Origin of the sequence: Marinobacter sp. MA (assembly GCF_048298425.1) — a bacterium.
Lineage (GTDB): Bacteria > Pseudomonadota > Gammaproteobacteria > Pseudomonadales > Oleiphilaceae > Marinobacter > Marinobacter salsuginis.
This window is the reverse complement of the sequence record NZ_CP103058.1, coordinates 3,855,635-3,876,604: the sequence shown is the minus strand read 5'-3', so window position 1 is coordinate 3,876,604 and position 20,970 is coordinate 3,855,635. Positions and strand designations below refer to the sequence as shown.

The following is a 20,970-nucleotide window of genomic DNA, read 5'->3' as shown; positions in this document are numbered from 1 at the left end:
CATTTAATCGCCTTATCCTGCTGAGGGAGTCTGCAACCGGCGGCGCTGGCCGTGTATGATGACGCAAAGGGCGCCCGGCCGATGCCGCGCTGGCCCATCAGATTATTCGTTCAGCCATTCAGGAGGTTGTCAGTGCCGATTCCGACTCCCCGTGCGTTTCCCGCCACCCGCCTGCGCCGTAACCGGGCCAGCGACTTTTCCCGTCGCCTGGTTCGGGAAAACCAGCTCACGCCGGACAACCTGATCTATCCGGTGTTTGTGCTGGAGGGCGAGGGACAGCGGGAACAGGTACCTTCCATGCCAGGGGTGGAGCGCCTGAGTATTGATCTGCTAGTTGAGCAGGCGGCGGAGCTGGTGGAATTGGGCATCCCGGCGATTGCGCTGTTCCCTGTTGTTCCGTCCGAAAACAAGAATCTGTCCGGCTCCGGGGCCTGGGATTCTGAGGGTCTGGCGCAGAGGGCGGTTCGCGCCCTGAAGGCAGCGCATCCGGAACTCGGTGTGATTACCGATGTAGCCTTGGACCCTTTCACCACCCATGGCCAGGACGGCATCATCGACAACGACGGCTATGTGCTGAATGACGTCACCGTCGAGGCGCTGGTCAATCAGGCGCTTTCCCATGCCGACGCCGGTGCCGATGTGGTGGCACCGTCAGACATGATGGATGGGCGGATAGGTGCCATTCGCGAAGCCCTGGAAAACGGCGGTCATGTGAATACGAAAATCCTGGCCTATTCTGCCAAATACGCCTCGAGTTATTACGGACCTTTCCGGGATGCGGTGGGGTCTGCGGCCAATCTCGGCAAGGGCAACAAGTCCACCTATCAGATGGATCCTGCCAACGGCGATGAGGCATTGCATGAGGTTGCCATGGATTTGGCCGAAGGCGCGGATATGGTGATGATCAAGCCCGGCATGCCGTATCTCGATATCGTGCATCGGGTGAAGGCGGAATTGCGGGTGCCGACATTTGTCTATCAGGTCAGCGGTGAGTATGCCATGCACATGGCGGCAGCCCAGAACGGCTGGCTGGATGGCGATGCGGTAATGATGGAGAGCCTGATGGCCATGCGAAGGGCAGGGGCCGACGGAATCCTGACCTACTTTGCGGTGCGCGCGGCCCGACTGATGCGGGATCGAAAACACGGATAGGTCAAGCAAGTCATTCGCCGGTAGCGGCGAGCAAACTGGAATCGAGGAATCATGACAACGGATACGGCGAAGAATCAGACGGCAGGGGATGAGCGGAGTGTGCCTGCTCCGGTGAACGTGCCCCCGGTTGGTGAGGAAATCAACCTGGACGCCAACGAAAACTACTTCAACCGTGAACTGAGCCAGCTCCAGTTTAATTACCGGGTTCTCAAGCAGGCACTGGATACGACCCACCCACTGATCAACCGTCTGATTTTCTGCTGCATCTTCAGCAGCAACATGGACGAGTTCTTCGAGATCCGTGTTGCCGGCCTGCGGCAGCAGATGAAGTACGGCCGGGAAACCGTTGGTGCCGACGGCATGATGCCCGAGCAGGCGCTGGCGGAAATCAGCCGTGTTGCCCACGAGTACATTCGCGAACAGTACGACATCCTCAACAATGTTCTGATTCCGGAAATGGAACAGGAGAACATTCATTTTGTCCGTCGCCGGGAGTGGACGCCGGAGCAGGCGGAGTGGGTGCGCACTTACTTCGAAGAGGAGATCCTTCCGGTGGTCAGCCCCATCGGGCTGGATCCGTCGCACCCGTTTCCACGCCTGGTCAACAAAAGCCTGAACTTTATTGTGGAACTGGACGGCAAGGATGCCTTCGGCCGGGAAACCGGTATGGCGATCGTGCCTGCACCCCGTTCGCTTCCACGTCTGGTTCGGCTTCCTGATGATGTCTGTAACGGTGGCGACAACCTGGTGTTCCTGTCGTCCATGATCCACGCCCATGCCGATGAGCTCTTTCCCGGAATGGAGGTGAAAGGCTGCTATCAGTTCCGGCTGACCCGAAACGCTGACCTTGAGCTGGAGGATGACCTGGAAGACCTGGCCTCGGCCCTTCGTGGTGAACTGCTCAGCCGCCGGTTCGGTGATGGTGTGCGCCTTGAGGTTGCCGACAACTGCCCGGAAGAGCTGGTTCAGTTCCTGCTCAAGGAGTTTGGTCTGACCGAGCGGGATCTGTATCAGGTGCATGGCCCGGTCAACCTGACGCGGCTCATGGCAGTCGGTGGGCTGGTAGACCGTCAGGATCTGACCTATTCCGGGTTTTCACCGTCCATTCCCAGGCAGATTCGCAGCAAGGAATCAATGTTCGACGCCATCCGCAAGCGTCCAATCCTGCTGCTGCATCCCTATGAGAATTTCAGCCCGGTAGTGGATCTGCTGCGCCAGGCCGCCAAGGACCCCCAGGTTCTGGCGATTCGACAAACCCTCTACCGCACCGGCGCCGATTCAGAAATTGTTGAAGCCCTGGCGGACGCCGCGCGCCGTGGCAAAGAGGTTACCGCTGTTATCGAGCTGCGGGCCCGTTTCAGTGAGGCGGAGAACCTGGAGCTGGCCAGCCGGCTGCAGGAGGCCGGGGTGATCGTGGTGTACGGTGTGGTCGGCTACAAGACCCACGCCAAGATGATCCTGATTGTCCGTCGCGAAGAGGGGCGCCTGCGTCGTTATGTTCACCTGGGCACCGGTAACTATCACGCCGGCAATGCCCGCCTGTATACCGATTACAGCTTCATGACCTGCGATGAGTCTATCGGTGACGACGTCAACAAGCTGTTCCAGCAGCTCACGGGCATGGGCAAGGCCCTGAAGATCAAGAAGCTGTTCCACTCGCCATTCACACTGCACTCGCGCCTGCTCAGCCTGATCGAGCGCGAAGCCGGCTATGGCGAGAAAGGCCGGATTATCTTCAAGTTCAATGCGCTCACGGAAATCCAGCTGATCAAGGCGCTTTACCGCGCCTCCCAGGCCGGTGTGAAGATCGACCTGATTATCCGCGGTATCTGCTGCCTGCGCCCAGAGGTGCCAGGGCTTTCCGAGAATATTCGGGTCAGGTCCATCATTGGACGTTTCCTTGAGCATACCCGGGTGTACTACTTCGGCAACAACGGCCGCCCGGATGTCTATTGTTCCAGCGCCGACGGCATGGAGCGCAATCTGCTCAGCCGGGTGGAAACCGCCTTCCCGCTGGATGATCCCGAGCTGGTCGCCAGAGTCAGGGAAGATCTGGACACCTACCTCGCCGACAATTGCCAGTCCTGGGTGCTGCAACCGGACGGCAGCTATATCCAGAACCAGCCTGGCGAGGACGAAGAGCGCCTGGCCTCCCAACTGGTACTGCTGGAACGGCTGACCGGAAAAACCTGATTCCCGAACTGGAGAAAACCTTTGAATGCAAAATGGATGATTGCTGGTGCCGGTGTACTGGCTGTGGCCGGTGGCCTGCCCTGGGTCGTGGGGTACTTGACTGAACAGCAGTGGCAGCAGGCAACGGCGGAGGTGAACAGTGCCCAACCGTTCCTTCGCATGGAAACCGATAACTACGACCGAGGTATTCTCGGTGCCCGGTTCACTGGTTCGATCAACCTCACGAACCCGGAAACCGGAGAGTCCCAGCAGTTTTCCTATCGTGCCGACGTAACTCACGGGGTAACCGGCAGCCTGATGGATTTCGAGCCCGAAGGAGGCTGGTCATCAGGAGGGACGGACTGGTTTTCTGGCGAGGAGCCAAGGCTGACGCTGGAAACCCGGCTCTGGGGCACCGCAGTGATTGAGCTCGAAGCGCCCCAGATGAGCGTAACTGATGCGAGTACCGGCGAGACCGTTGCCTCCAGCGGCGGGTTGGCAAGAATCGAAATCAGCGATTCGGGCTCGCAGGCGGATGCCTTGATGGTCTGGCCGGCTCTGACTCTGTCTGGCCCGGACCTGGATATTCGGGTCAGCGACTTCCACCTGGAACAGACAATGACCCATCTGTCTGGTGAGGTCTGGACCGGCTCTGGCGAAGTGATGGTGGACTCGGTTGCGGTGACACCGGTTGCGGAAGCGCCCGTCAGGCTCGAGGAGATTTCGATCCGCAGCAGCAGTGAGCCGGTGAGTGATGGCGAGCGCCTGGATTCGCGGATGGCTTTCGAGGTTGCCAGAGTTGCAACGGCCGATGAGACGTATGGCCCCCAGCGGCTGGTGTTCGAACTGTCAGGGCTGGACGTGGCGGCCTGGAGCGGGCTGACGGAAAGCCTGTCATCACTGCAGGCCCTTGCGCTTAACCAGGCTTCCGGTGGTCCTCAGCAGTTCGAGCAGCAGATGAATGCCATGCAGGAGGTAAACACAGCCCTGCGTGACCTTGCAGCTGCCGGCTTCTCCGTTGGTTTTCCGGAACTGACCGTAACCACGCCGGAAGGTGTGGTGGAGGGCAGCGCCAGTATTTCCCATCCGGAGCTGACAGCCGATAAGAAAGGCGAGATGCTGATGGTGATGCAGAAACTGACCGGGGAAATGGATCTGAGTCTGCCGGTTGCGCTCGCGGAGGAATATCCGGAGTTCCGGTTGCAACTGGCACCCCTTATCAAACAAGGGTTGCTGGTCCAGCAAGACGATCGACTGGTGCTTGATGCCAGTATGAGAGACCTCATGCTCGAGGTGAACGGGGTGGAGATCCCTTTGCCGCCGTTGCTCTGAGGCCTGGTTCCCTGTCGTAAAAAAGCCCCGTTGATCGGGGCTTTTTTACGGCTTCAAATTCAGCTGAATTTCTTTTTGAGTGCAGCCTCTACCGCCGGATCGACAAATTCCGATACATCGCCGCCCAGGGAGGCAATTTCCCGGATCAGGGTGGAGGAGATGTAGGACAGGTGATTGGCCGGTGTCAGGAACACGCTTTCCACTTCCGGTGCGAGTCGGCGGTTCATGTCGGCCAGCTGGAATTCGTATTCGAAATCAGATACCGCCCGGAGTCCCCGGAGGATCACGGTGGCGCCCTGTTCACGGACAAAATCGGCCAGCAGGTTGCTGAAGCCGGTGACGCTGACATTTGGGAGATGCGCAGTTGCCTGGCGGACCAGTTCGCAGCGTTCTTCGAGGTCGAGAAGTGGCTGTTTCTTGGGGTTGTAGGCAATGGCGACGACGATTTCATCAAACATTCGGCCGGCACGTTCGATCAGGTCGGTGTGGCCGTTGGTGATGGGATCGAAGGTGCCCGGGTAGATGACTTTGGACATGCACAGCTCCTTTTGTTTGAGGCCAACAGGATATCAGGATCACCTTTGGTGCTGTAGTCCGGGCATCCCTGTGCATGCGTTCCAGGGCTCGTGCCATGCGCCTGTGGCTGGCCTCCTCCCGGGAAACGCTCCGAGCACATCCATGTGCGCTTGGCTCAGGCCATCCCTGGCCTTCGACATTCCCGGGAGGAGGTCAGCCACAGGCGCGAGCTGACCATGGGTTTTACCTCCCCGTCAGCTTCATTAAGTCTCACTCAGTTTTTGCGCCAACCTCGTACTGTTCCTCGCTGCCAGCGCATAGACCGACAGCTGCGGGTTTGCCCCAATGCTGGTCGGGAAGATCGAGGCATCGTGGACACTGAGGTTGCTGACGTGGTGTTGCTCGCCGAAGCCGTTGACAACCGAGGTTGCCGGGTCCGTGCCCATGGCGCAGCCGCCCATCTGGTGGGCGGTGAACAGGCGGACGCGGTGGGGTGCCATGGGGAGTTGGTCGATGGCGGCTTTTGCGTCGGTCCAGTTGGTGTACCAGTCGGAATCCAGGTGCATGAGGCGGACTTTTTCGGCGCCGGCGGCGAACTGGATTTCGGCCATGGTGTGGAAGGCCTTGCGAAGGCCGTCCCAGAGGTAGTCGGTCACCGGGTAATCCAGTACCGGGCTGCCGTCGTCGCGTAGGGATACTGTGCCGCCGGGGGTTTCGGGGTGGAAGCCGTCCCGGAGCAGGGCGATGACGGACTGCATGTGGGGCAGACCGGCCATGTTGTTGATCTGGGTTTCGCCGTGGCCGGGGATGACGCCGCTGGACATGCCAGGATGCAAGGGCGGTACTTCGAGCTTGTAGCCAACGGGTCCGTCGACGCCGTCGCGGAAGTTGAATTCGTCGGAGTAGATGGATTGGGGCGCGCCGTAGAACGGATCGACGCGCTGAGGCATCTGGGCGACGGTGGCGTTGACCGGATGGATGAATGAGCGCTTGCCGATGCGCTGGTTCGGGTCCGGGATGTCGGAGCGGAGCAGCAGGCCGGGGCTGCCGATGGCGCTGGCGGCGACCACGAAGTGTCGGGCTTTGAGCGTGACCTTGATCCCGGTTGGGGTGACGCCATCATCCGCAAAGGCAGAGGCTTCCAGGTGGTCGATCTTGTCCTGGTTCATGACCAGGCGGTCGGCGCGCAGGCTGTGGAACAGGCGGGCGTTGTTGTCGAGTGCACCGGGGATGGTGGTCATGAGGGCGCCCTGCTTGGCGTTGGTCGGGCAGCCGACGCCGCAATAACCCAGGTTCCAGCAACCTTTGACGTTGCGAGGAATGATCTGCCAGCTGTAGCCCAGTTTCTCACAGCCCTGGCGCAGGATGTCATTGTTGACGTTGGGGTCTACCTGCCAGGGCGACATGGAATGCCGTTCTTCCCGGCCGTCGAACCAGGGCGCCATGGCCTCCGGGCGGAGGTCTTCCAGTCCAAACTGGTCGGCCCAATAGTTCAGGGTCGGCTCTGGTGTACGGAAACTGCTGGTCCAGTTCACCGTGGTGGAACCGCCAACACAGCGGCCCTGAAGAATGGCGATCGCTCCGTCCCGGGTAACCCGGCTCATGCCTTCCTGATAGAGGTTGGCATAGGAGGTCTGCTCGTCCATCTTGAAGTCTTTCTGGTAATACAGCCGGCCTTCTTCAACGAGGATGACGGACAATCCGCTGCGAGCGAGAATCTCTGCAGTGGTCCCACCACCGGCGCCGGTTCCGATAACAACAACGTCGGCTTCCGTGGTCAGGCTTTCCGTCAGTCGAGCACCATCGGTGACTTTCCAGCCCGATTCCAGGCCCCGGGCAATACGATCGGTTAATGACATGCTTTTGGCTCCGTCAGATCAGCTGGTAATCAGGCATTTTGGAACTGTGGCAGTGCGTCGACAGCATACTGGGGCGGTCCGGGGTAGCCGGACAGGTGCCAGAAATCGCGATAGCCATAAAACGCCACGTTGCTGATCTTGGTCAGCGCTATGTAGCCATTGTTGAACAGCCCGATACGGCTGGTGCGCCAGCGTTCCAGAAACGCATCCGCTTCCTCTGTGGTTACATTCGGCCAGCTTGACCAGACCCGGGCAACGGTCACCCGGGTGAGCCCGAAGTTCAACAGGTCAAACAACCGCCGCAGTTCCTTCTGGTTGGCCGGTCCGAACTTGTGGATGCCGGCATCAATTCGCTCGATCGTCCCGGCAATTGCCATGTTTCTGGCCTGGGGCTGCTCTGGCAAACCCGGACCAACCATGGCGGGCAGCAGGGCCTCGAACAGCGCTATGTCATCCTCGGTCAAAAACCGGAACTGGTAACTGGCATCCATACGGGTGCCAACGGCACTGAGTCTGCCCGCTGGCTGCGTCGCGCAACCGCTCAGCCCGGCGGTGACACTGACGGTACCAAGAAAAAGAGCGCCGCCCAGTCCGGTTTTGAGAAAGCTTCGGCGGTTGAGATCGTTAAATTGAGGGTGTCCTGACGGATCAGGGGTCTGTTTCTGCATGGGTGTATTCTCGTTATTGTTCTATTGAAGGCACTGACGTTGCCTGATCGTCGGGGGCCAGTTCTGCCTTCCGAAACTGTGCAAAACAGGGATGTTTTGCTCAAGCCTACACGGACGTATTAACGGCGTGTTTCGGAAGGCAGAACCGGCCCTCGACAGACTCCCACAAATGGGCCCTAGCGGATAAAGAACTTGTAAACCATCTTGTGCGCCGTCGTCCCGTGGGGCGCATAGACAAACTTGCCGCTGTTGAATTTCTGCTTGGTGAAAATGGCGCGGTGATGGGAGAAGGTCAGGAACCCTTCGCGGCCATGGTAGTGCCCCATGCCGGAATCGCCGATGCCACCAAACGGCAGATCGTCCTGGGCAACGTGCATCAGTGAATCGTTGATGCACATGCCACCAGAGTGGGTGTTGTCTACCACATGCTGCTGCTGGGTCTTGTCGTATCCGAAGAAGTACAGGGCAAGGGGCCGCGGGCGGTCATTGATGTAATGGATGGCTTCGTCCAGCCCACCATAGCTGACGACCGGCAGAATCGGACCAAAGATCTCATCCTGCATCACCTTCATGTCCGGCGTGGTTTTCAGGACCAGTGTCAGAGGGATTTTGCGGGTGCCATCCTTGAGATTTTCCCGGGCCGGATTGATTTCCACCAGCTCGGCGCCTTTCTCCCGGGCGTCCTCCAGGTAGCTTTGCAGGCGATCGTACTGCCGCTCATTGATGATGGCGGTGAAATCGTCGTTGTCCCGCAGGCTCGGATACATCTCGGAAAAGCGGGCCCGGAATTCGTCGACAAACGACTGCACCCGGTCGGCGGGGCAAAGCACGTAGTCTGGCGCCACGCAGGTCTGGCCTGCGTTGAACGCCTTGCCAAAGGTAATCCGCTGCGCAGCGTCTTCCATCGGTACATCCGGCGAGACCACGGCCGGGGATTTGCCACCCAGCTCCAGGGTGACCGGCGTCAGGTTCTCAGCCGCTGCCTTCATGACCAGCTTGCCTACTGACGTAGAGCCGGTGAACAGCAGATGGTCAAACGGGCGCGCCGAGAAGTCCGCAGCCACGTCAGCCTCGCCGGTAATCACCGAGACCAGGTCTTCCGGGAAGCTGGCTTCGATCAGTTCCTTGAACAGGGCCGAGGTATGGGGTGTGTATTCCGACATCTTGATCATGGTCCGGTTACCTGCGGCCAGGGATGCGACCAGAGGACCCACCGCCAGATACAGGGGATAGTTCCAGGGCACGATCACACCCACCACGCCTTTTGGCTGGTAGTGGACCTTGTTGCTGGCAGGCTGGAACAGCACGGATACATGGCGTTTGGATGGCTTCATCCAGCCACTGAGGTTCCTGAGCGTGTAGTTGATGCCCTGGATCGACGGCATGACCTCGGCAATCAGGGATTCGTCCTTCGAACGGCAACTGAAATCCCGGTCAATGGCATCCAGTAGCCGGTCCTGGTTGCTCAGCAGGACCCGTTTAAGGCGTTTCAGGTTCTCCTGCCGCTCCGCCAGGGAAGGCATGGGGTTGTTACGGAACGCCTTTTTCTGATCTTCGAACACCCGGTGGGTGTGCTGGATCTGTTTCTTGCTCTCGGTGAGCTGAACGACAGTGGCTCCCATGATGCTTGCTCCTCTGTGGCGACGACCAGAGTTGGTTCGCGGCCTGGCATTTCGGATACTGAACGATTGGCGAAAAAGTGTTCAGTTTGCGTCTGGGGGTATTATTAGAGTATATACTCTAGTGAGTCAAGCGGGGCCGGATGGCGAATCAGGCCATCTGTGAGCTGTACAACAACAAACGCCGACGGGTCTATGAAGACAAGAGACAAAATACTGCTCTCCAGCCTGGAGCTGTTCAACGAACGGGGCGAGCGCAATGTCACCACCAATCACATTGCAGCGCACCTGGCCATTTCGCCGGGCAACCTCTATTACCACTTTCGCAACAAGTCGGACATCATTTACGAGATCTTCCTGGAATACGAAAAGCTGGTGGATTTCTACCTGGATATTCCGGAAGACAGGGCCATGACACTGGACGACATGACCTTTTATCTGGAGTCGGTCTTTGACGGTCTCTGGAGTTACCGATTCTTCCACCGGGATCTGGAATACCTTCTGGACAGCGATCAGAGGTTGCGGCAGGACTATCGCGATTTTACAAACCGCTGCCTGGCATCCATCAGTCGGATCTTCGAGAAACTGGCGGAAGCTGGCATTATTGAGCCCCAGGAGGAGGACCTGCGGTCGGCGATGTCGCTCAATGTGTGGCTGGTGATTACCAACTGGATGGCGTTCCTGAAAACAGCCCATGCAGCCGAGGAATCCGCCTGCCTTACCCTCACCGAGTTGAAGCAGGGCATCTATCAGGTGCTGACACTCGAAATTCCCTATCTGACACCGGCGTATCGGGAGCGCGTGATGGCCCTGAGAGAAAAATACCGCCCGGCATTGCACGACTGAGATGTTCCAGGTTCCGCAGTGTGTAAGTGAAACCCGAAGATCTGGTCAAAAAATGATCTAACCTGGAACTTTGCGCGAAGATTAGAGTCACAAGGGTGACGTTGGGAATTCGGACATTCCTTGCGTCTCCTGAGTGCGATCTCAGGTTTTAGCACGTCGCAAACCCTGACGTTTCACCGGTCTGCTACCTGGCAGGCCGGTTTTTTTTATGTCATCAGAGGCTGGCGCCTTCGTCCCCGGGATGGCCTTCCAGCCAGTCGATCAACGCCTCCCGGCACTCCTCCACGCCCCGTTTTGACGTTGCAGAGAACATGATCAGGTGTTCCACGCAGGTGTACGCTTTCAGATCCTTTGCGATGCCGAGCATGGCGGTTTTGGCCTGGCCGAACTTCAGTTTGTCGGCTTTGGTGGCCAGAATCATCAACGGCAGGTTGTTATGCTCGCACCATTCCACCATCATTTGGTCGAAATCGGTCAGCGGATGACGAATGTCCATCACCAGAACCAGGCCACGCAGACAGCGCCGGTCATTCAGGTAGTGACCGAGGTGTTGCTGCCAGTCGTCTTTCATGTCCCTGGATACTTTGGCGTAGCCGTATCCGGGAAGATCGACCATTCGGCAGTTCTCTCGGTTGAGAGAGAAGAAGTTGATGAGCCGGGTACGCCCGGGAGTCTTACTGGTCCGGGCCAGCTTGCCGTTGGCCGTGATTGCGTTCAGGGCGCTGGATTTTCCGGCGTTGGAGCGGCCGGCGAAGGCGACTTCAGCACCGAAATCCGGCGGGCACTCATCCAGACGGGAAGCGCTGATGAGAAATCGGGCGCTGTTGAAAGAGAGGCTTTTTTGAGTCAGATCAGGGTCCACAGCGGTTGGCTTTCCTTTGGATTTCAGTTATCAGGGATTAATGTATAATGCTACACCAATTCCGGGCGGCGCGCTGCGCGCGACCGCTGTCAGCCCCGGTTTTGAGCCTGAACTGGTCAGCGCCTACCGGCTGCATAGCGAAGAATACCCTTAAAAGATGAGAGAAGCGGAGCGAGCATGAAAAAACTGATCGCAGGAGTAGTTCTCGGTGTTGGCCTCACGGCGATGGCGCACGGGGCGGGAGATCCTCAAGCAGGCGAACAGAACGCAGCGGTATGTGCCGGTTGTCACGGCCAGAATGGTGCCAAGCCCATTATGGGGTCTTATCCCAAGCTGTCCGGTCTGGGCGAAAAATACCTGTATCGCCAACTGGTGTTGATCAAGGACAAAGAGCGGAATATCGCGGAAATGACCGGTATTCTGGACAACATGAACGACCAGGATCTGCAGGACCTGGCTGCCTACTTCAACGCCCAGGACATGGTGGTTGGTCAGGCTGATCCGGATCTGGTCGATCAGGGTGCGGCACTTTACCGTGGCGGCAACATGGCAACGGGCGTACCGGCCTGTGCCGGCTGTCATAACCCGCAAGGTGTTGGCAACGAGCCGGCCGGTTACCCGGCTCTCGGTGGTCAGAACGCAGAGTATCTGATCAAGCAGCTGAATGCATATCGCGATGGTTCCCGGGATGCCGGCACGAACGCATCGATCATGATGGATGTCGCCTCGAAGCTGACCGATGCCGAGATCGAAGCGGTTTCCAGCTACATCTCCGGCCTGAACTGAAATCGCCGGACTGTACCGAAAACCCCGCCTGGTGCGGGGTTTTTTGTTGCCTTTCGTTTCTGTAACTGCCGACCTGTGGAACTTTTCAGGTACGCTGGGTCATAATCCTCCCAAAACGATATTCAAATAACCGGAGATGTTTCATGTTTCGATCCTTCAGAATGGTTTTCCTGCTCCTGTTGGCACTGTCGGTTTCTGGCCTGGCCAACGCCGCAGAGTGGAAAGAAGGGACTCATTACAATCGTCTGGATAACCCGGTAAGAACCGATAGCGATTCTGGTGTCGAAGTAGCCGAAGTCTTCTGGTATGGCTGTCCCCATTGCTACAACTTCAAGCCCCTGGTTGAGGCCTGGGCGGCCGATGCACCGGATTACGTCAACTATGTGAAGATTCCTGCGGCGCTCGGCAGAAACTGGGAGCCCCATGCCTACGCCTTTTACGCCCTGGAAGCCATGGGTGAGCTGGACAAGGTCCATGATGCGCTGTTCGATGCGCTTGCTGGCGAGCGCCGCCCCCTGAATTCGCCGGAAGCCCTGGCGGACTTCGTTGCAGATTATGGCGTGGATCCGGATGAATTTGTCAGCACCTATAAAAGCTTCGGTGTGAATGCCCGCATGCAGAAAGCCCAGTCGAAAATCCGTGGCGCGCGGATCACCGGAACTCCGACTATGCTGGTTAATGGCAAGTACACTGTCAGTGCATCCATGGCCGGTAGCCACGAGGCCGTTCTGGAAGTGGTGGACTACCTTGTCGCCAAAGAGCGGGGCGAGGTGGAGTAAGGGAGCGCCAAAGAGCCAGAACCGAGTTCAACAAGCAGCCGGCCGGTTGAGACCGCCACTATGTACAAGCATATAAGAAAGCAGTTGAATGGCATCCTGAAGCCGGCCGGCGGGCCGAGGGGTGCCTGCTCCGGGACCGAGCATGTCCCCGAGTTTGAGCCGCAACGACACATTCGCCTGCTCACCTTCAACATTCAGGTGGGTATCAATACCTCTTCCTACCGTCACTATCTCACGCGAAGCTGGCAGCACATACTGCCCCATCGCAATCGAATCGAGAATCTGGACCGGATTGCCTCTCTGCTGCGCAGCTACGACGTGGTGGCCTTGCAGGAGTGCGACGGCGGCAGTTTGCGCAGCGGCTACATCAACCAGGTGCAATACCTGGCCGAAGCGGCCGGCATTCCCTATTGGTACCAGCAGCTGAACCGGAATCTTGGCCAGATCGCTCAGCACAGCAATGGTCTGTTGAGCCGGTACCGGCCCCTCGACGTTACCGAGCATAAGTTACCGGGGCTGATCCCGGGCAGGGGGGCGATCATCGCCCGCTATGGCACCGAGCATGACCCTCTGGTGCTGGTGCTGATGCATCTGTCTCTGAGCAAAACGGCCCAGCAACGCCAGTTAGGCTACATCCGGGAGCTGATCGCTGATTACCAGCATGTGGTTCTGATGGGAGACATGAACGCTCATGCGGAGCAGCTGCTTACCCAGACACCCCTCAAGGAAACCGATCTGGTGCCCTTGCCAGACACAGCCCACAGTTTTCCAAGCTGGCGGCCCGAGAAGGCCCTCGACCATATTCTGGTGAGTCCCTCATTGGAGATCCGACGTTCAGAAGTGGTCAGCTATCCGATGTCAGATCACCTTCCTATTGCCATGGACGTGGCGTTACCCGAGGGTTACCTGGAGAAGTTCTGACTTTCGTTGCCACCAGTCGTATGCGAGATGGGCACGCCAATGTCCGGATGGGTGGCGTTGCACCCCTTTCCAAACGGACTTGGGTGGAATATCACCCAAAACTCCTGGTTGTCGGCGTGCGGAAAAACGGGCGCTGGCGTCTAGAGAATTGAAAAATCGACCCATTCCCGTCGCGGTAAGCGATTCAACAGAATTGGCGCAAACCTTGCCAATGTCTTCCCGGTGCCAGCCTGCTTTTCAGGTCGGGCTGGCACGCATAAGCGCAGGCTCTTGCGGCCTGCCGTCCAACTAAAAATAAAACGGGAAGAAAATCTGTGAACAATCAAAACAAACTTCGTTCTGCCATTGTCGCAATTGCCTGCGGAATTACTTCCACAGGTGTTCTGGCCCAGGCGTCGGTCTCCAATGTCAGTGTAGATCCCTACGGCCAGATCAATTACGGCGTGATGGTGACTGACTCGGCCGCTGGCACCAAGACTTACACAGCCGACAACGATAACAGTGCCAGTCGGGCTGGTGTGAGGCTGAGTGGTGATGTAGCCGATACCGGTCTGACGGTTGGCGCCCATGTGGAGCTCGAGTACCAGGTTAACCCATCTAATGCGGTTTCTGAGGATGAGCGAACCATTTCCGGAGAGTTCGCGGAGCGACACCTGAATGTCTATGTCGCTGGTGCATTTGGCAAGGTTTCTGTTGGTCAGGGTGATGGCGCGGCTAATGGAAATATCGAACGAGACCTTTCGGGTACCGCGGTAATCTCTTATGCCAACCCTGGTTTGATGGGTGGCGGTCTGAGTTTTGTCGAAAAGAGCAACCCTGCGGATACCGTCCGTTTCGGTGCAGCCATGAGTGACCAGGATTTCGAGAGCCGTTACACCCGGGTGCGATACGATCTCCCAAGCGTCGGACCGCTCAAAGTAGCATTAAGTCAGGGTACCAAGAACGATGATCAGGATGTCACTGAAATTGGTGCACGTTTTGACGGTGAGCTGGGTGGCAAGGTGTCTGCCGCGCTTGGTTATTCAAGTCGTGACGTTGGGGGTGCGGCAGATAGGGTAGACACTCTGGGTGGTTCGGTGTCGTGGTTGCACGACAGCGGATTTAACGTGACCGGCGCATACTCGACTGTCAGTGATGACGACGCGGCAAACCCGGATTCAGACTTCTTCCTGGTCAAGCTGGGTTACAAGACAGGCCGTCACGCAATGGATATCCATATGATGGAAGCCTCGGATCGCGTTGCCGAAGGTGACTCCGCGGAAACCCTTGGTCTGGGGTATGTTTACACGCCGGTGAAGTACTTCAGCGCCTACGCCGGTTACAACAACAACTCACTGGACCGTAATGCAGGCGATTACGAGAATGTGGACACACTCTTTGTGGGTGCTCTCTTGAAGTTCTGAGCTGATAGCCACACGTTAGACCCGAAAAGCCCGGCTATGCGCCGGGTTTTTTTGAGCAATAAAAAACCCGACACTTGGTCGGGTTTCTCTCAGGTCGCCAGATCAATTACTTGATCTTGGCTTCCTTGTACGCAACGTGCTTGCGGACAACCGGATCGTACTTTTTGATCTCGATTTTTTCCGGAGTGTTACGCTTGTTCTTCTTGGTCGTGTAGAAGTGACCAGTACCTGCTGATGAAACCAGCTTGATTTTCTCGCGCATGATGCGGCTCCTTAAAATTTCTCGCCGCGGGCACGAAGATCGGCCAGCACAGCGTCAATGCCTTTTTTATCGATGATGCGCATGCCCTTGGTGGAAACGCGCAGCTTCACGAAACGCTTCTCGGACTCAACCCAGAAACGGTGGTTCTGCAGATTCGGCAGAAAACGACGACGAGTGTGGTTCATCGCGTGGGAAACGTTGTTACCGGATACCGGACGCTTACCGGTAACCTGACAAACTCTGGACATACTTGCCTCCGACCTGAGCAATGGTCTTAATAATACGAATTCGTTTTTAATGCGTCTCTGGTTGCAAAGGAGCCATCACGCCCCCGTTCGCGCCTCTAAACTGAACGCTGCTCGCCAGACGCCGCCAGAAAGGGACGCTTTTATACCAGAACTCGCACCCCAACGCAAAAAATTGTTGGGAATTTGGCCAGTTTTCCGGCATTGACGTTCACCATCGTAAAGACGGTTTTACAGCAGACCCCGTTCAGCGAGGGATATTACCTCACCATGGCCAACAACCATATGGTCAAGAACCCTGATATCCACCAGACCCAGCGCCTCTTTCAGCCGACGGGTCAGTGAAATGTCGGCCTGGCTGGGCTCTGCCACGCCCGAGGGATGGTTATGTGCGAAGATCACTGCCGCGGCATTGTCTTCCAGGGCCTGTCGCACCACTTCTCTTGGGTAGACGGCCGCGCCGTCAATGGTGCCCCGGAACAACTCACGGTACTGGATGACGCGATGACGATTGTCCAGGAACAGGCCTGCGAACACCTCGTGGGGATAGGTGCCCAGCCGGCTGGTGAGGAAACGCCGAGTATCCTCGGGAGATCGCAGGGGGTCCCCCTGGCGTAGTGGTTCCTCCATGACCCGGCGTGCCATTTCCATGGCCGCCTGAACCTGGGCGTATTTGGCGGTTCCCAGGCCTTTGACATTGCAGAACTGGCGCTGGGAGGCGGTCAGTAGCCCCCGGAGCCCCGAAAATTCCTCAATCAGGTGGCGCGCCAGTGCCATCACCGGCATGCCAGTGGTGCCCGTGCGCAGGAATATGGCGAGCAGTTCGGCGTCGGAGAGGGTTGGCGCCCCGTGGGCGAGCAGGCGTTCCCGCGGACGTTCGTCCGTGGGCCAGGTGGAATCTGTCATCTTGGCTTCCTTGCGATGGTCAAGTCCGGCCCCGGGCGCATCCTGCGCCGCGACGGGCCTCTCAGGGTTACAAAGGTTACTTCAAAAAGTAACAATCGGTAAACGTATGCCTGGCCTGGCAGGCTGTCGCTGTGGCCTGAGCATGCTATCTTATAAGCCTTTCATTTTATGCGGAAACGGAGCCCCTATGGCCGCCAGACGAATCCTGTTGGGAGTGACCGGTGGTATTGCAGCCTATAAAAGCGCCGAACTTGTGCGTCAGCTGAAAAAGGCCGGCCATGAGGTGCGGGTTGTGATGACCCGTGGAGCAGAAGCTTTTGTGGCACCACTGACCTTTCAGGCTCTGAGTGGCGAGCCAGTTCGGACCTCCTTGCTGGACCCGGAGGCGGAAGCGGGCATGGGGCATATCGAGTTGGCCAAATGGGCCGATCAGGTGGTGATAGCGCCGGCGTCGGCGGATTTCATCGCCCGTCTGGCCCAGGGGATGGCAGACGATCTGCTAACCACTGTCTGCTGTGCAACCGAGGCGCCCATTGCCGTGGTGCCGGCCATGAATCAGGCCATGTGGAGCAACGCCCGTACCCAGAGAAATATCCGGCTTTTGGAAGAAGATCCCCAAATCGAATTGTGGGGGCCCGACCAGGGCGCCCAGGCCTGTGGTGATACCGGTCCCGGGAGAATGCTGGAGCCAGAGGCCATTTTCGGTCTTATTGATCGGGGTAGCGAGGGGGTGCTCTCCGGTAAGACCGTGGTGATTACGGCAGGTCCGACCCGAGAGCCCATCGACCCGGTTCGCTATATCAGTAACCACAGTTCCGGGAAAATGGGCTACGCCCTGGCCAGTGCAGCGAGCAAGGCGGGCGCCCGGGTGATTCTTGTCAGCGGACCGGTGGCCCTGGCGCCTCCGATCGGTGTTGAAGTGCGCCAGGTTCTAACGGCCGAGGACATGTTGCGAGAAGCCTCGAATGCCGTGGATGAGGGTTGCGATCTTTTTATTGCGACGGCGGCGGTGGCGGATTACCGTCCGGAAACCTGCGCCGGAGACAAGATCAAGAAATCCAGTGAGGCCATGGCACTCTCGCTGGTGCGCAACCCGGATACGCTGGCAACCATTGCCGGGCGTGACGACGCGCCCTTTACAGTGGGGTTCGCAGCGGAGACCACTGACGTGGCCAGCTATGCCATCGACAAAATGCAGCGCAAGAAGCTGAACATGATCGTGGCCAACGACGTATCGGCGCCGGGCCTTGGTTTCAACAGCGACAATAATGCGGTAACCGTGTTCTGGCCAGGTGGTCAGACGTCTATCGGCCCGAACAGCAAAACGAACATTGCCCGGGAGCTGGTGGCAATGATAAGCGAACATCTCGACCAGGCCGCCCGCTAATTCAGCGAAGCGTTCCGGTACCACAATCGACAGGACACCTCATGAGCAGGAAAAATCTTCAGGTACGTATTCTGGATGACCGTATCGGTAACCAGATTCCCTTTCCCGAATATGCCACCGAAGGCTCCGCCGGCCTTGATCTGAGAGCCTGCCTGGATGAGCCGCTGACCCTGGAACCGGGCGATACCCAACTGATCCGGACCGGCTTGTCGATCCACATTGCAGATCCTTCCCTGGCGGCCATGATCCTGCCCAGAAGCGGGCTCGGCCACAAACACGGCATTGTCCTTGGCAATCTGGTGGGGTTGATCGATTCGGATTACCAGGGCGAGTTGATGGTGTCCTGCTGGAACCGTGGGCGCACCAGCTTTACCGTGGATGTAGGCGAACGCCTGGCCCAGTTGGTACTGGTGCCGGTCGTCCAGGCGGATTTTGAGGTGGTTTCGGAATTTGACGCCAGTGTCCGTGGTGACGGCGGCTTTGGCTCCACCGGCACGCGGTGACCAGGAGGCCGGCCACGCAGAACCACGCGCCGGCGTCTATACTTTGCGGGTAACTGCTTGTCCAGGACGATAAAATTACAACTGCAGGATGGACTATGAAGCTGGGTAAAAAGAAAGATGCCGACGCGTCCGTTGATGAAAAACCGTCGAAGAAGGCGGTAAAAAAGGAAAAGGCCAGTGCCTCGGGCCCCAAGCTCAAGCGGCTGAATACCGTGGCAGTAAACCAGTCACTGGTCGTGGTTCTGGCGAGCGTAATTGCCGTTGCATTGCTTCATTTTCTGGTGGTCCAGCCTTCGGCAACGGAACGATTTGGCTCGTTGAAAGCGCTGGAGGCCGATGCCGCAGCGCTTCGACTGAACCAGTATTTCGACCAGGTCCAGAAAAGCGTCAATGGTCTTGCCACCCAGCCGCATGTGGTTCAGGCGCTGGGCAGCCCGAACGAGATACCGCCAACCGAAGTGCAGCTGGCGGATTCACTGCCCGGTATAGAGGCAGTCCATCTGTTTCCCTACCGTGACATTCCCCGTACTTCAAGCAATGAGGGACTGTTGGGGTTCTCGGGCCTTGAACTGGCCCGGCGCGCTGAAACCGGCCAGCGGCTCTTCCCGGATGCCTTCCCAAGGGATGATCGCTGGTTTTTCCAGATGGCCACCCCGGTGCGCAACCCGACAAGCAATGCGGTCATCGGAAGCCTGCTGATCATCTTCGACTCCGCCCAGATCCAGCCGTTGCTGCAGGTAGTCAATTCCAGTCTCGGCGGCCAGTTGGCGCTGGTCCAGACGGTGTCAGGTTCGTCCCGCACCGTAGTCAGCAATGGCAACGGATCCGGAAGCGCCGAATCCCGGAAGCTCGGCAATCCTGACTGGACGGTAACCTATACCCCCGCCAGGTCCTCCGCAGCGCCGGTGGATACGGTGATGATCGCTATTCTGGTTGGGGTTCCCGCGCTGATCGCAGCCATCATTGTCTGGGTCCTGCTGGGCGGAGCCCAGAAAGGTCTGCGCCAGGATGTGACCGCTTTGATCCAGTGGGCTCACAAGGTATTTGGCGGAGAGCGGGTGAAGTTGCCGACCTTCCGCTGGGATATGGTAGCGTCAACCGGTGAGGTGCTGTACCGGTTGTCACAGGTTGTCGATAAGCGGGTCGCCAAGGCTGGCGAAGCGGCGAAGCCAAAGCAGGCTGCTGCCGGGAAGGCCGGTACAGGTACCGCCAAGGGCAGCGATGAACCCCTGTTCCAGGAAAAGGACATGCTCGATATCGACATGCTTGATGGCGATGAGGACGTTCTCGGTTTTGGCAGTGGCGAAGATACCGTCTTTGGTTCCGGCGACACCCCGGATGTAGAAGAGGTGGCACTGCCTCAGGTAGAGCTGTCCCAGGATATTTTCCGGGCCTATGACATTCGAGGCATTGTCGGCGAAACCCTGACTGCCGAGGGCGTTGAGGTGATCGGCCGGGCCATTGGTTCCGAAGCCCTGGAGCGTGGTGTCGACAGCCTCTGCATTGGTTATGACGGTCGCCATTCGAGCCCGGATCTTGCGGATGCCCTTGCTCGTGGAGTGATGGCCACCGGGTGCAACGTGATTCATGTGGGCGCCGTGCCCACACCGGTACTCTATTTTGCCACCCACGAACTCCAGACTGGCTCTGGTGTCATGGTCACCGGCAGTCATAACCCCTCCAATTACAATGGCCTGAAAATCATGCTGGGCGGGGAAACCCTCTCGGGGGAAGCCATCCAGAAACTGTATCAGCGAATTCAGACCGGCGATTTTGCCAGTGGTCGGGGCGGTCAGAGTACCGAGGATGTCCGCCGTGCCTATCTGGACCGGATTGTTGGCGATATTGCGGTAGCGGCACCGCTGAAGGTTGTCGTTGATGCCGGCAATGGCATTGCCGGCGAACTCGCACCCATGCTCATTGAAGAATTGGGCTGTGAGGTGATTCCGTTGTACTGCGAGGTGGATGGTGACTTCCCGAACCATCATCCGGATCCCGGCAAACCGGCAAACCTTGCGGATCTGATTGCCCGTGTCGAATCGGAAGGTGCTGACATCGGGCTGGCTTTCGACGGCGATGGCGATCGACTCGGCGTGGTCACCAATTCCGGCAAGATCATCTGGCCAGATCGCCTGATGATGTTGTTCGCCCGGGATGTGGTGTCCCGCAATCCGGGTGCTGACGTTCTCTATGACGTGAAGTGCAGCCGCAGGCTGGCCGGTGTGATATCTGAAGCGGGCGGCCGGCCCATCATGTGGAAAACCGGTCATTCACTGATGAAAGCAAAAATGAAAGAGACTGGCGCGCTCCTGGCCGGGGAAATGAGCGGTCATATCTTCTTTGGTGAGCGGTGGTACGGTTTTGATGATGGCCTTTATTCCGCCGCCCGCCTGCTAGAAATCCTGGGCATTGAAGACCGGCACAGCGATGAGGTCTTCGAGGATTTCCCGGACGATATCAGCACCCCGGAGCTGAATGTCGAAGTGACCGAAAGCTCCAAGTTCGACATCATAAAACGGCTCGGCGAGGACGGTGACTTTGGTGACGGCAACATCAGCACCATTGATGGCATCCGGGTGGACTACGCCGACGGCTGGGGGCTGTGTCGGGCATCCAATACCACGCCAGTGCTGGTGCTACGCTTCGAGGCGGAGACAGAGGAGGCACTGGAACGAATCAAGTCTGTGTTCCGGGATCAGCTGCAAAAGGCAGCGCCGGATCTGGTGGCAGAGTTTTGATTTGAAAGCCCACT

Annotated in this window: 19 protein-coding genes; 11 read left to right on the top strand and 8 right to left on the bottom strand. The window is 58.1% G+C overall.

The features are described 5' to 3' along the window. Nucleotides 1–132: 132 nt before the first annotated feature. From hemB to NUW46_RS17975, 3 genes are read left to right on the top strand one after another with little or no spacing between them, the layout of a single operon-like run. On the top strand, nucleotides 133–1,152 hold the full coding sequence (gene hemB / locus NUW46_RS17985) for a porphobilinogen synthase (protein WP_418140850.1): 1,020 nt from the start codon (nucleotides 133–135) through the stop codon (nucleotides 1,150–1,152). Nucleotides 1,153–1,203: 51 nt separating this feature from the next. Next, a complete protein-coding gene (gene ppk1 / locus NUW46_RS17980; protein WP_153633990.1) occupies nucleotides 1,204–3,345 on the top strand; it encodes a polyphosphate kinase 1 in 2,142 nt (713 codons plus the stop codon). Between the two features lie 21 nt (nucleotides 3,346–3,366). Continuing rightward, nucleotides 3,367–4,656 carry a DUF945 family protein gene (locus NUW46_RS17975; protein WP_418140849.1) on the top strand — a complete coding sequence of 430 codons (1,290 nt, stop codon included), beginning with the start codon at nucleotides 3,367–3,369 and terminating at the stop codon, nucleotides 4,654–4,656. 59 nt (nucleotides 4,657–4,715) lie between these two features. On the opposite strand, the gene coaD is transcribed toward NUW46_RS17975, so the two are convergent. From coaD to NUW46_RS17955, 4 genes are all read right to left on the bottom strand, one after another. Further along, nucleotides 4,716–5,192 carry a pantetheine-phosphate adenylyltransferase gene (gene coaD / locus NUW46_RS17970; protein WP_008173494.1) on the bottom strand — a complete coding sequence of 159 codons (477 nt, stop codon included), beginning with the start codon at nucleotides 5,190–5,192 and terminating at the stop codon, nucleotides 4,716–4,718. A 243-nt stretch (nucleotides 5,193–5,435) separates the two neighbouring features. Further along, nucleotides 5,436–7,031, bottom strand: coding sequence for a GMC family oxidoreductase N-terminal domain-containing protein (locus NUW46_RS17965; RefSeq protein ID WP_418140848.1), 1,596 nt, complete (start codon nucleotides 7,029–7,031; stop codon nucleotides 5,436–5,438). 29 nt (nucleotides 7,032–7,060) lie between these two features. Then, nucleotides 7,061–7,699, bottom strand: coding sequence for a hypothetical protein (locus NUW46_RS17960; RefSeq protein ID WP_069182133.1), 639 nt, complete (start codon nucleotides 7,697–7,699; stop codon nucleotides 7,061–7,063). A 176-nt stretch (nucleotides 7,700–7,875) separates the two neighbouring features. Then, nucleotides 7,876–9,321: a coniferyl aldehyde dehydrogenase gene (locus NUW46_RS17955; RefSeq protein WP_418140847.1), complete on the bottom strand. Its 1,446-nt coding sequence runs from the start codon at nucleotides 9,319–9,321 to the stop codon at nucleotides 7,876–7,878. Between the two features lie 192 nt (nucleotides 9,322–9,513). On the opposite strand from NUW46_RS17955, the gene NUW46_RS17950 reads away from it, so the two are divergent. Next, complete coding sequence (locus NUW46_RS17950) at nucleotides 9,514–10,164, top strand: TetR/AcrR family transcriptional regulator (RefSeq protein ID WP_069182131.1); 651 nt, start codon at nucleotides 9,514–9,516, stop codon at nucleotides 10,162–10,164. A gap of 214 nt (nucleotides 10,165–10,378) precedes the next feature. Here the strand turns inward: NUW46_RS17950 and yihA are convergent, their stop codons facing one another. After that, nucleotides 10,379–11,026, bottom strand: a complete 648-nt coding sequence (gene yihA / locus NUW46_RS17945) for a ribosome biogenesis GTP-binding protein YihA/YsxC (RefSeq protein WP_136631494.1) — start codon at nucleotides 11,024–11,026, stop codon at nucleotides 10,379–10,381. A gap of 177 nt (nucleotides 11,027–11,203) precedes the next feature. On the opposite strand from yihA, the gene NUW46_RS17940 reads away from it, so the two are divergent. From NUW46_RS17940 to NUW46_RS17925, 4 genes are all read left to right on the top strand, one after another. Next, nucleotides 11,204–11,812: a c-type cytochrome gene (locus NUW46_RS17940; RefSeq protein WP_069182126.1), complete on the top strand. Its 609-nt coding sequence runs from the start codon at nucleotides 11,204–11,206 to the stop codon at nucleotides 11,810–11,812. Between the two features lie 143 nt (nucleotides 11,813–11,955). Then, entirely contained in the window at nucleotides 11,956–12,591 is a 636-nt protein-coding gene (locus NUW46_RS17935) for a thiol:disulfide interchange protein DsbA/DsbL (RefSeq protein WP_136631154.1), read from the top strand. A gap of 60 nt (nucleotides 12,592–12,651) precedes the next feature. Further along, nucleotides 12,652–13,512 (top strand): endonuclease/exonuclease/phosphatase family protein, encoded by an 861-nt coding sequence (locus NUW46_RS17930; protein ID WP_069182124.1) that lies wholly within the window; start codon nucleotides 12,652–12,654, stop codon nucleotides 13,510–13,512. A gap of 314 nt (nucleotides 13,513–13,826) precedes the next feature. Next, the gene (locus NUW46_RS17925) at nucleotides 13,827–14,915 is read left to right on the top strand and encodes a porin (protein ID WP_418140846.1); all 1,089 of its coding nucleotides are present in this window, start codon (nucleotides 13,827–13,829) and stop codon (nucleotides 14,913–14,915) included. A gap of 106 nt (nucleotides 14,916–15,021) precedes the next feature. On the opposite strand, the gene rpmG is transcribed toward NUW46_RS17925, so the two are convergent. The 3 genes from rpmG to radC form a co-directional block, all read right to left on the bottom strand. Next, nucleotides 15,022–15,177 carry a 50S ribosomal protein L33 gene (gene rpmG, locus NUW46_RS17920; RefSeq protein ID WP_008173465.1) on the bottom strand — a complete coding sequence of 52 codons (156 nt, stop codon included), beginning with the start codon at nucleotides 15,175–15,177 and terminating at the stop codon, nucleotides 15,022–15,024. Between the two features lie 11 nt (nucleotides 15,178–15,188). Further along, nucleotides 15,189–15,425, bottom strand: a complete 237-nt coding sequence (gene rpmB / locus NUW46_RS17915; protein ID WP_008173462.1) for a 50S ribosomal protein L28 — start codon at nucleotides 15,423–15,425, stop codon at nucleotides 15,189–15,191. A gap of 228 nt (nucleotides 15,426–15,653) precedes the next feature. Continuing rightward, nucleotides 15,654–16,328, bottom strand: a complete 675-nt coding sequence (gene radC / locus NUW46_RS17910) for a RadC family protein (RefSeq protein WP_069182123.1) — start codon at nucleotides 16,326–16,328, stop codon at nucleotides 15,654–15,656. A gap of 187 nt (nucleotides 16,329–16,515) precedes the next feature. Here radC and coaBC point away from each other — a divergent pair, with 187 nt between their 5' ends. From coaBC to NUW46_RS17895, 3 genes are all read left to right on the top strand, one after another. Beyond that, nucleotides 16,516–17,715 (top strand): bifunctional phosphopantothenoylcysteine decarboxylase/phosphopantothenate--cysteine ligase CoaBC, encoded by a 1,200-nt coding sequence (gene coaBC, locus NUW46_RS17905; RefSeq protein WP_209399720.1) that lies wholly within the window; start codon nucleotides 16,516–16,518, stop codon nucleotides 17,713–17,715. Between the two features lie 41 nt (nucleotides 17,716–17,756). Beyond that, nucleotides 17,757–18,218, top strand: a complete 462-nt coding sequence (gene dut, locus NUW46_RS17900) for a dUTP diphosphatase (protein WP_069182121.1) — start codon at nucleotides 17,757–17,759, stop codon at nucleotides 18,216–18,218. A 95-nt stretch (nucleotides 18,219–18,313) separates the two neighbouring features. Beyond that, complete coding sequence (locus tag NUW46_RS17895; protein WP_418140845.1) at nucleotides 18,314–20,956, top strand: phosphomannomutase/phosphoglucomutase; 2,643 nt, start codon at nucleotides 18,314–18,316, stop codon at nucleotides 20,954–20,956. The last annotated feature ends 14 nt before the right edge of the window (nucleotides 20,957–20,970 follow it).

Bases quoted from the DNA above. Each gene is read 5' to 3' on its own strand.
- ppk1 (WP_153633990.1), top strand. From the start codon at position 1,204: ATGACAACGGATACGGCGAAGAATCAGACGGCAGGGGATGAGCGGAGT.
- coaD (WP_008173494.1), bottom strand. From the start codon at position 5,192: ATGTCCAAAGTCATCTACCCGGGCACCTTCGATCCCATCACCAACGGC.
- NUW46_RS17965 (WP_418140848.1), bottom strand. From the start codon at position 7,031: ATGTCATTAACCGATCGTATTGCCCGGGGCCTGGAATCGGGCTGGAAA.
- NUW46_RS17960 (WP_069182133.1), bottom strand. From the start codon at position 7,699: ATGCAGAAACAGACCCCTGATCCGTCAGGACACCCTCAATTTAACGAT.
- NUW46_RS17955 (WP_418140847.1), bottom strand. From the start codon at position 9,321: ATGGGAGCCACTGTCGTTCAGCTCACCGAGAGCAAGAAACAGATCCAG.
- NUW46_RS17950 (WP_069182131.1), top strand. From the start codon at position 9,514: ATGAAGACAAGAGACAAAATACTGCTCTCCAGCCTGGAGCTGTTCAAC.
- NUW46_RS17940 (WP_069182126.1), top strand. From the start codon at position 11,204: ATGAAAAAACTGATCGCAGGAGTAGTTCTCGGTGTTGGCCTCACGGCG.
- NUW46_RS17935 (WP_136631154.1), top strand. From the start codon at position 11,956: ATGTTTCGATCCTTCAGAATGGTTTTCCTGCTCCTGTTGGCACTGTCG.
- NUW46_RS17930 (WP_069182124.1), top strand. From the start codon at position 12,652: ATGTACAAGCATATAAGAAAGCAGTTGAATGGCATCCTGAAGCCGGCC.
- rpmG (WP_008173465.1), bottom strand. From the start codon at position 15,177: ATGCGCGAGAAAATCAAGCTGGTTTCATCAGCAGGTACTGGTCACTTC.
- rpmB (WP_008173462.1), bottom strand. From the start codon at position 15,425: ATGTCCAGAGTTTGTCAGGTTACCGGTAAGCGTCCGGTATCCGGTAAC.
- radC (WP_069182123.1), bottom strand. From the start codon at position 16,328: ATGACAGATTCCACCTGGCCCACGGACGAACGTCCGCGGGAACGCCTG.
- coaBC (WP_209399720.1), top strand. From the start codon at position 16,516: ATGGCCGCCAGACGAATCCTGTTGGGAGTGACCGGTGGTATTGCAGCC.
- dut (WP_069182121.1), top strand. From the start codon at position 17,757: ATGAGCAGGAAAAATCTTCAGGTACGTATTCTGGATGACCGTATCGGT.
- NUW46_RS17895 (WP_418140845.1), top strand. From the start codon at position 18,314: ATGAAGCTGGGTAAAAAGAAAGATGCCGACGCGTCCGTTGATGAAAAA.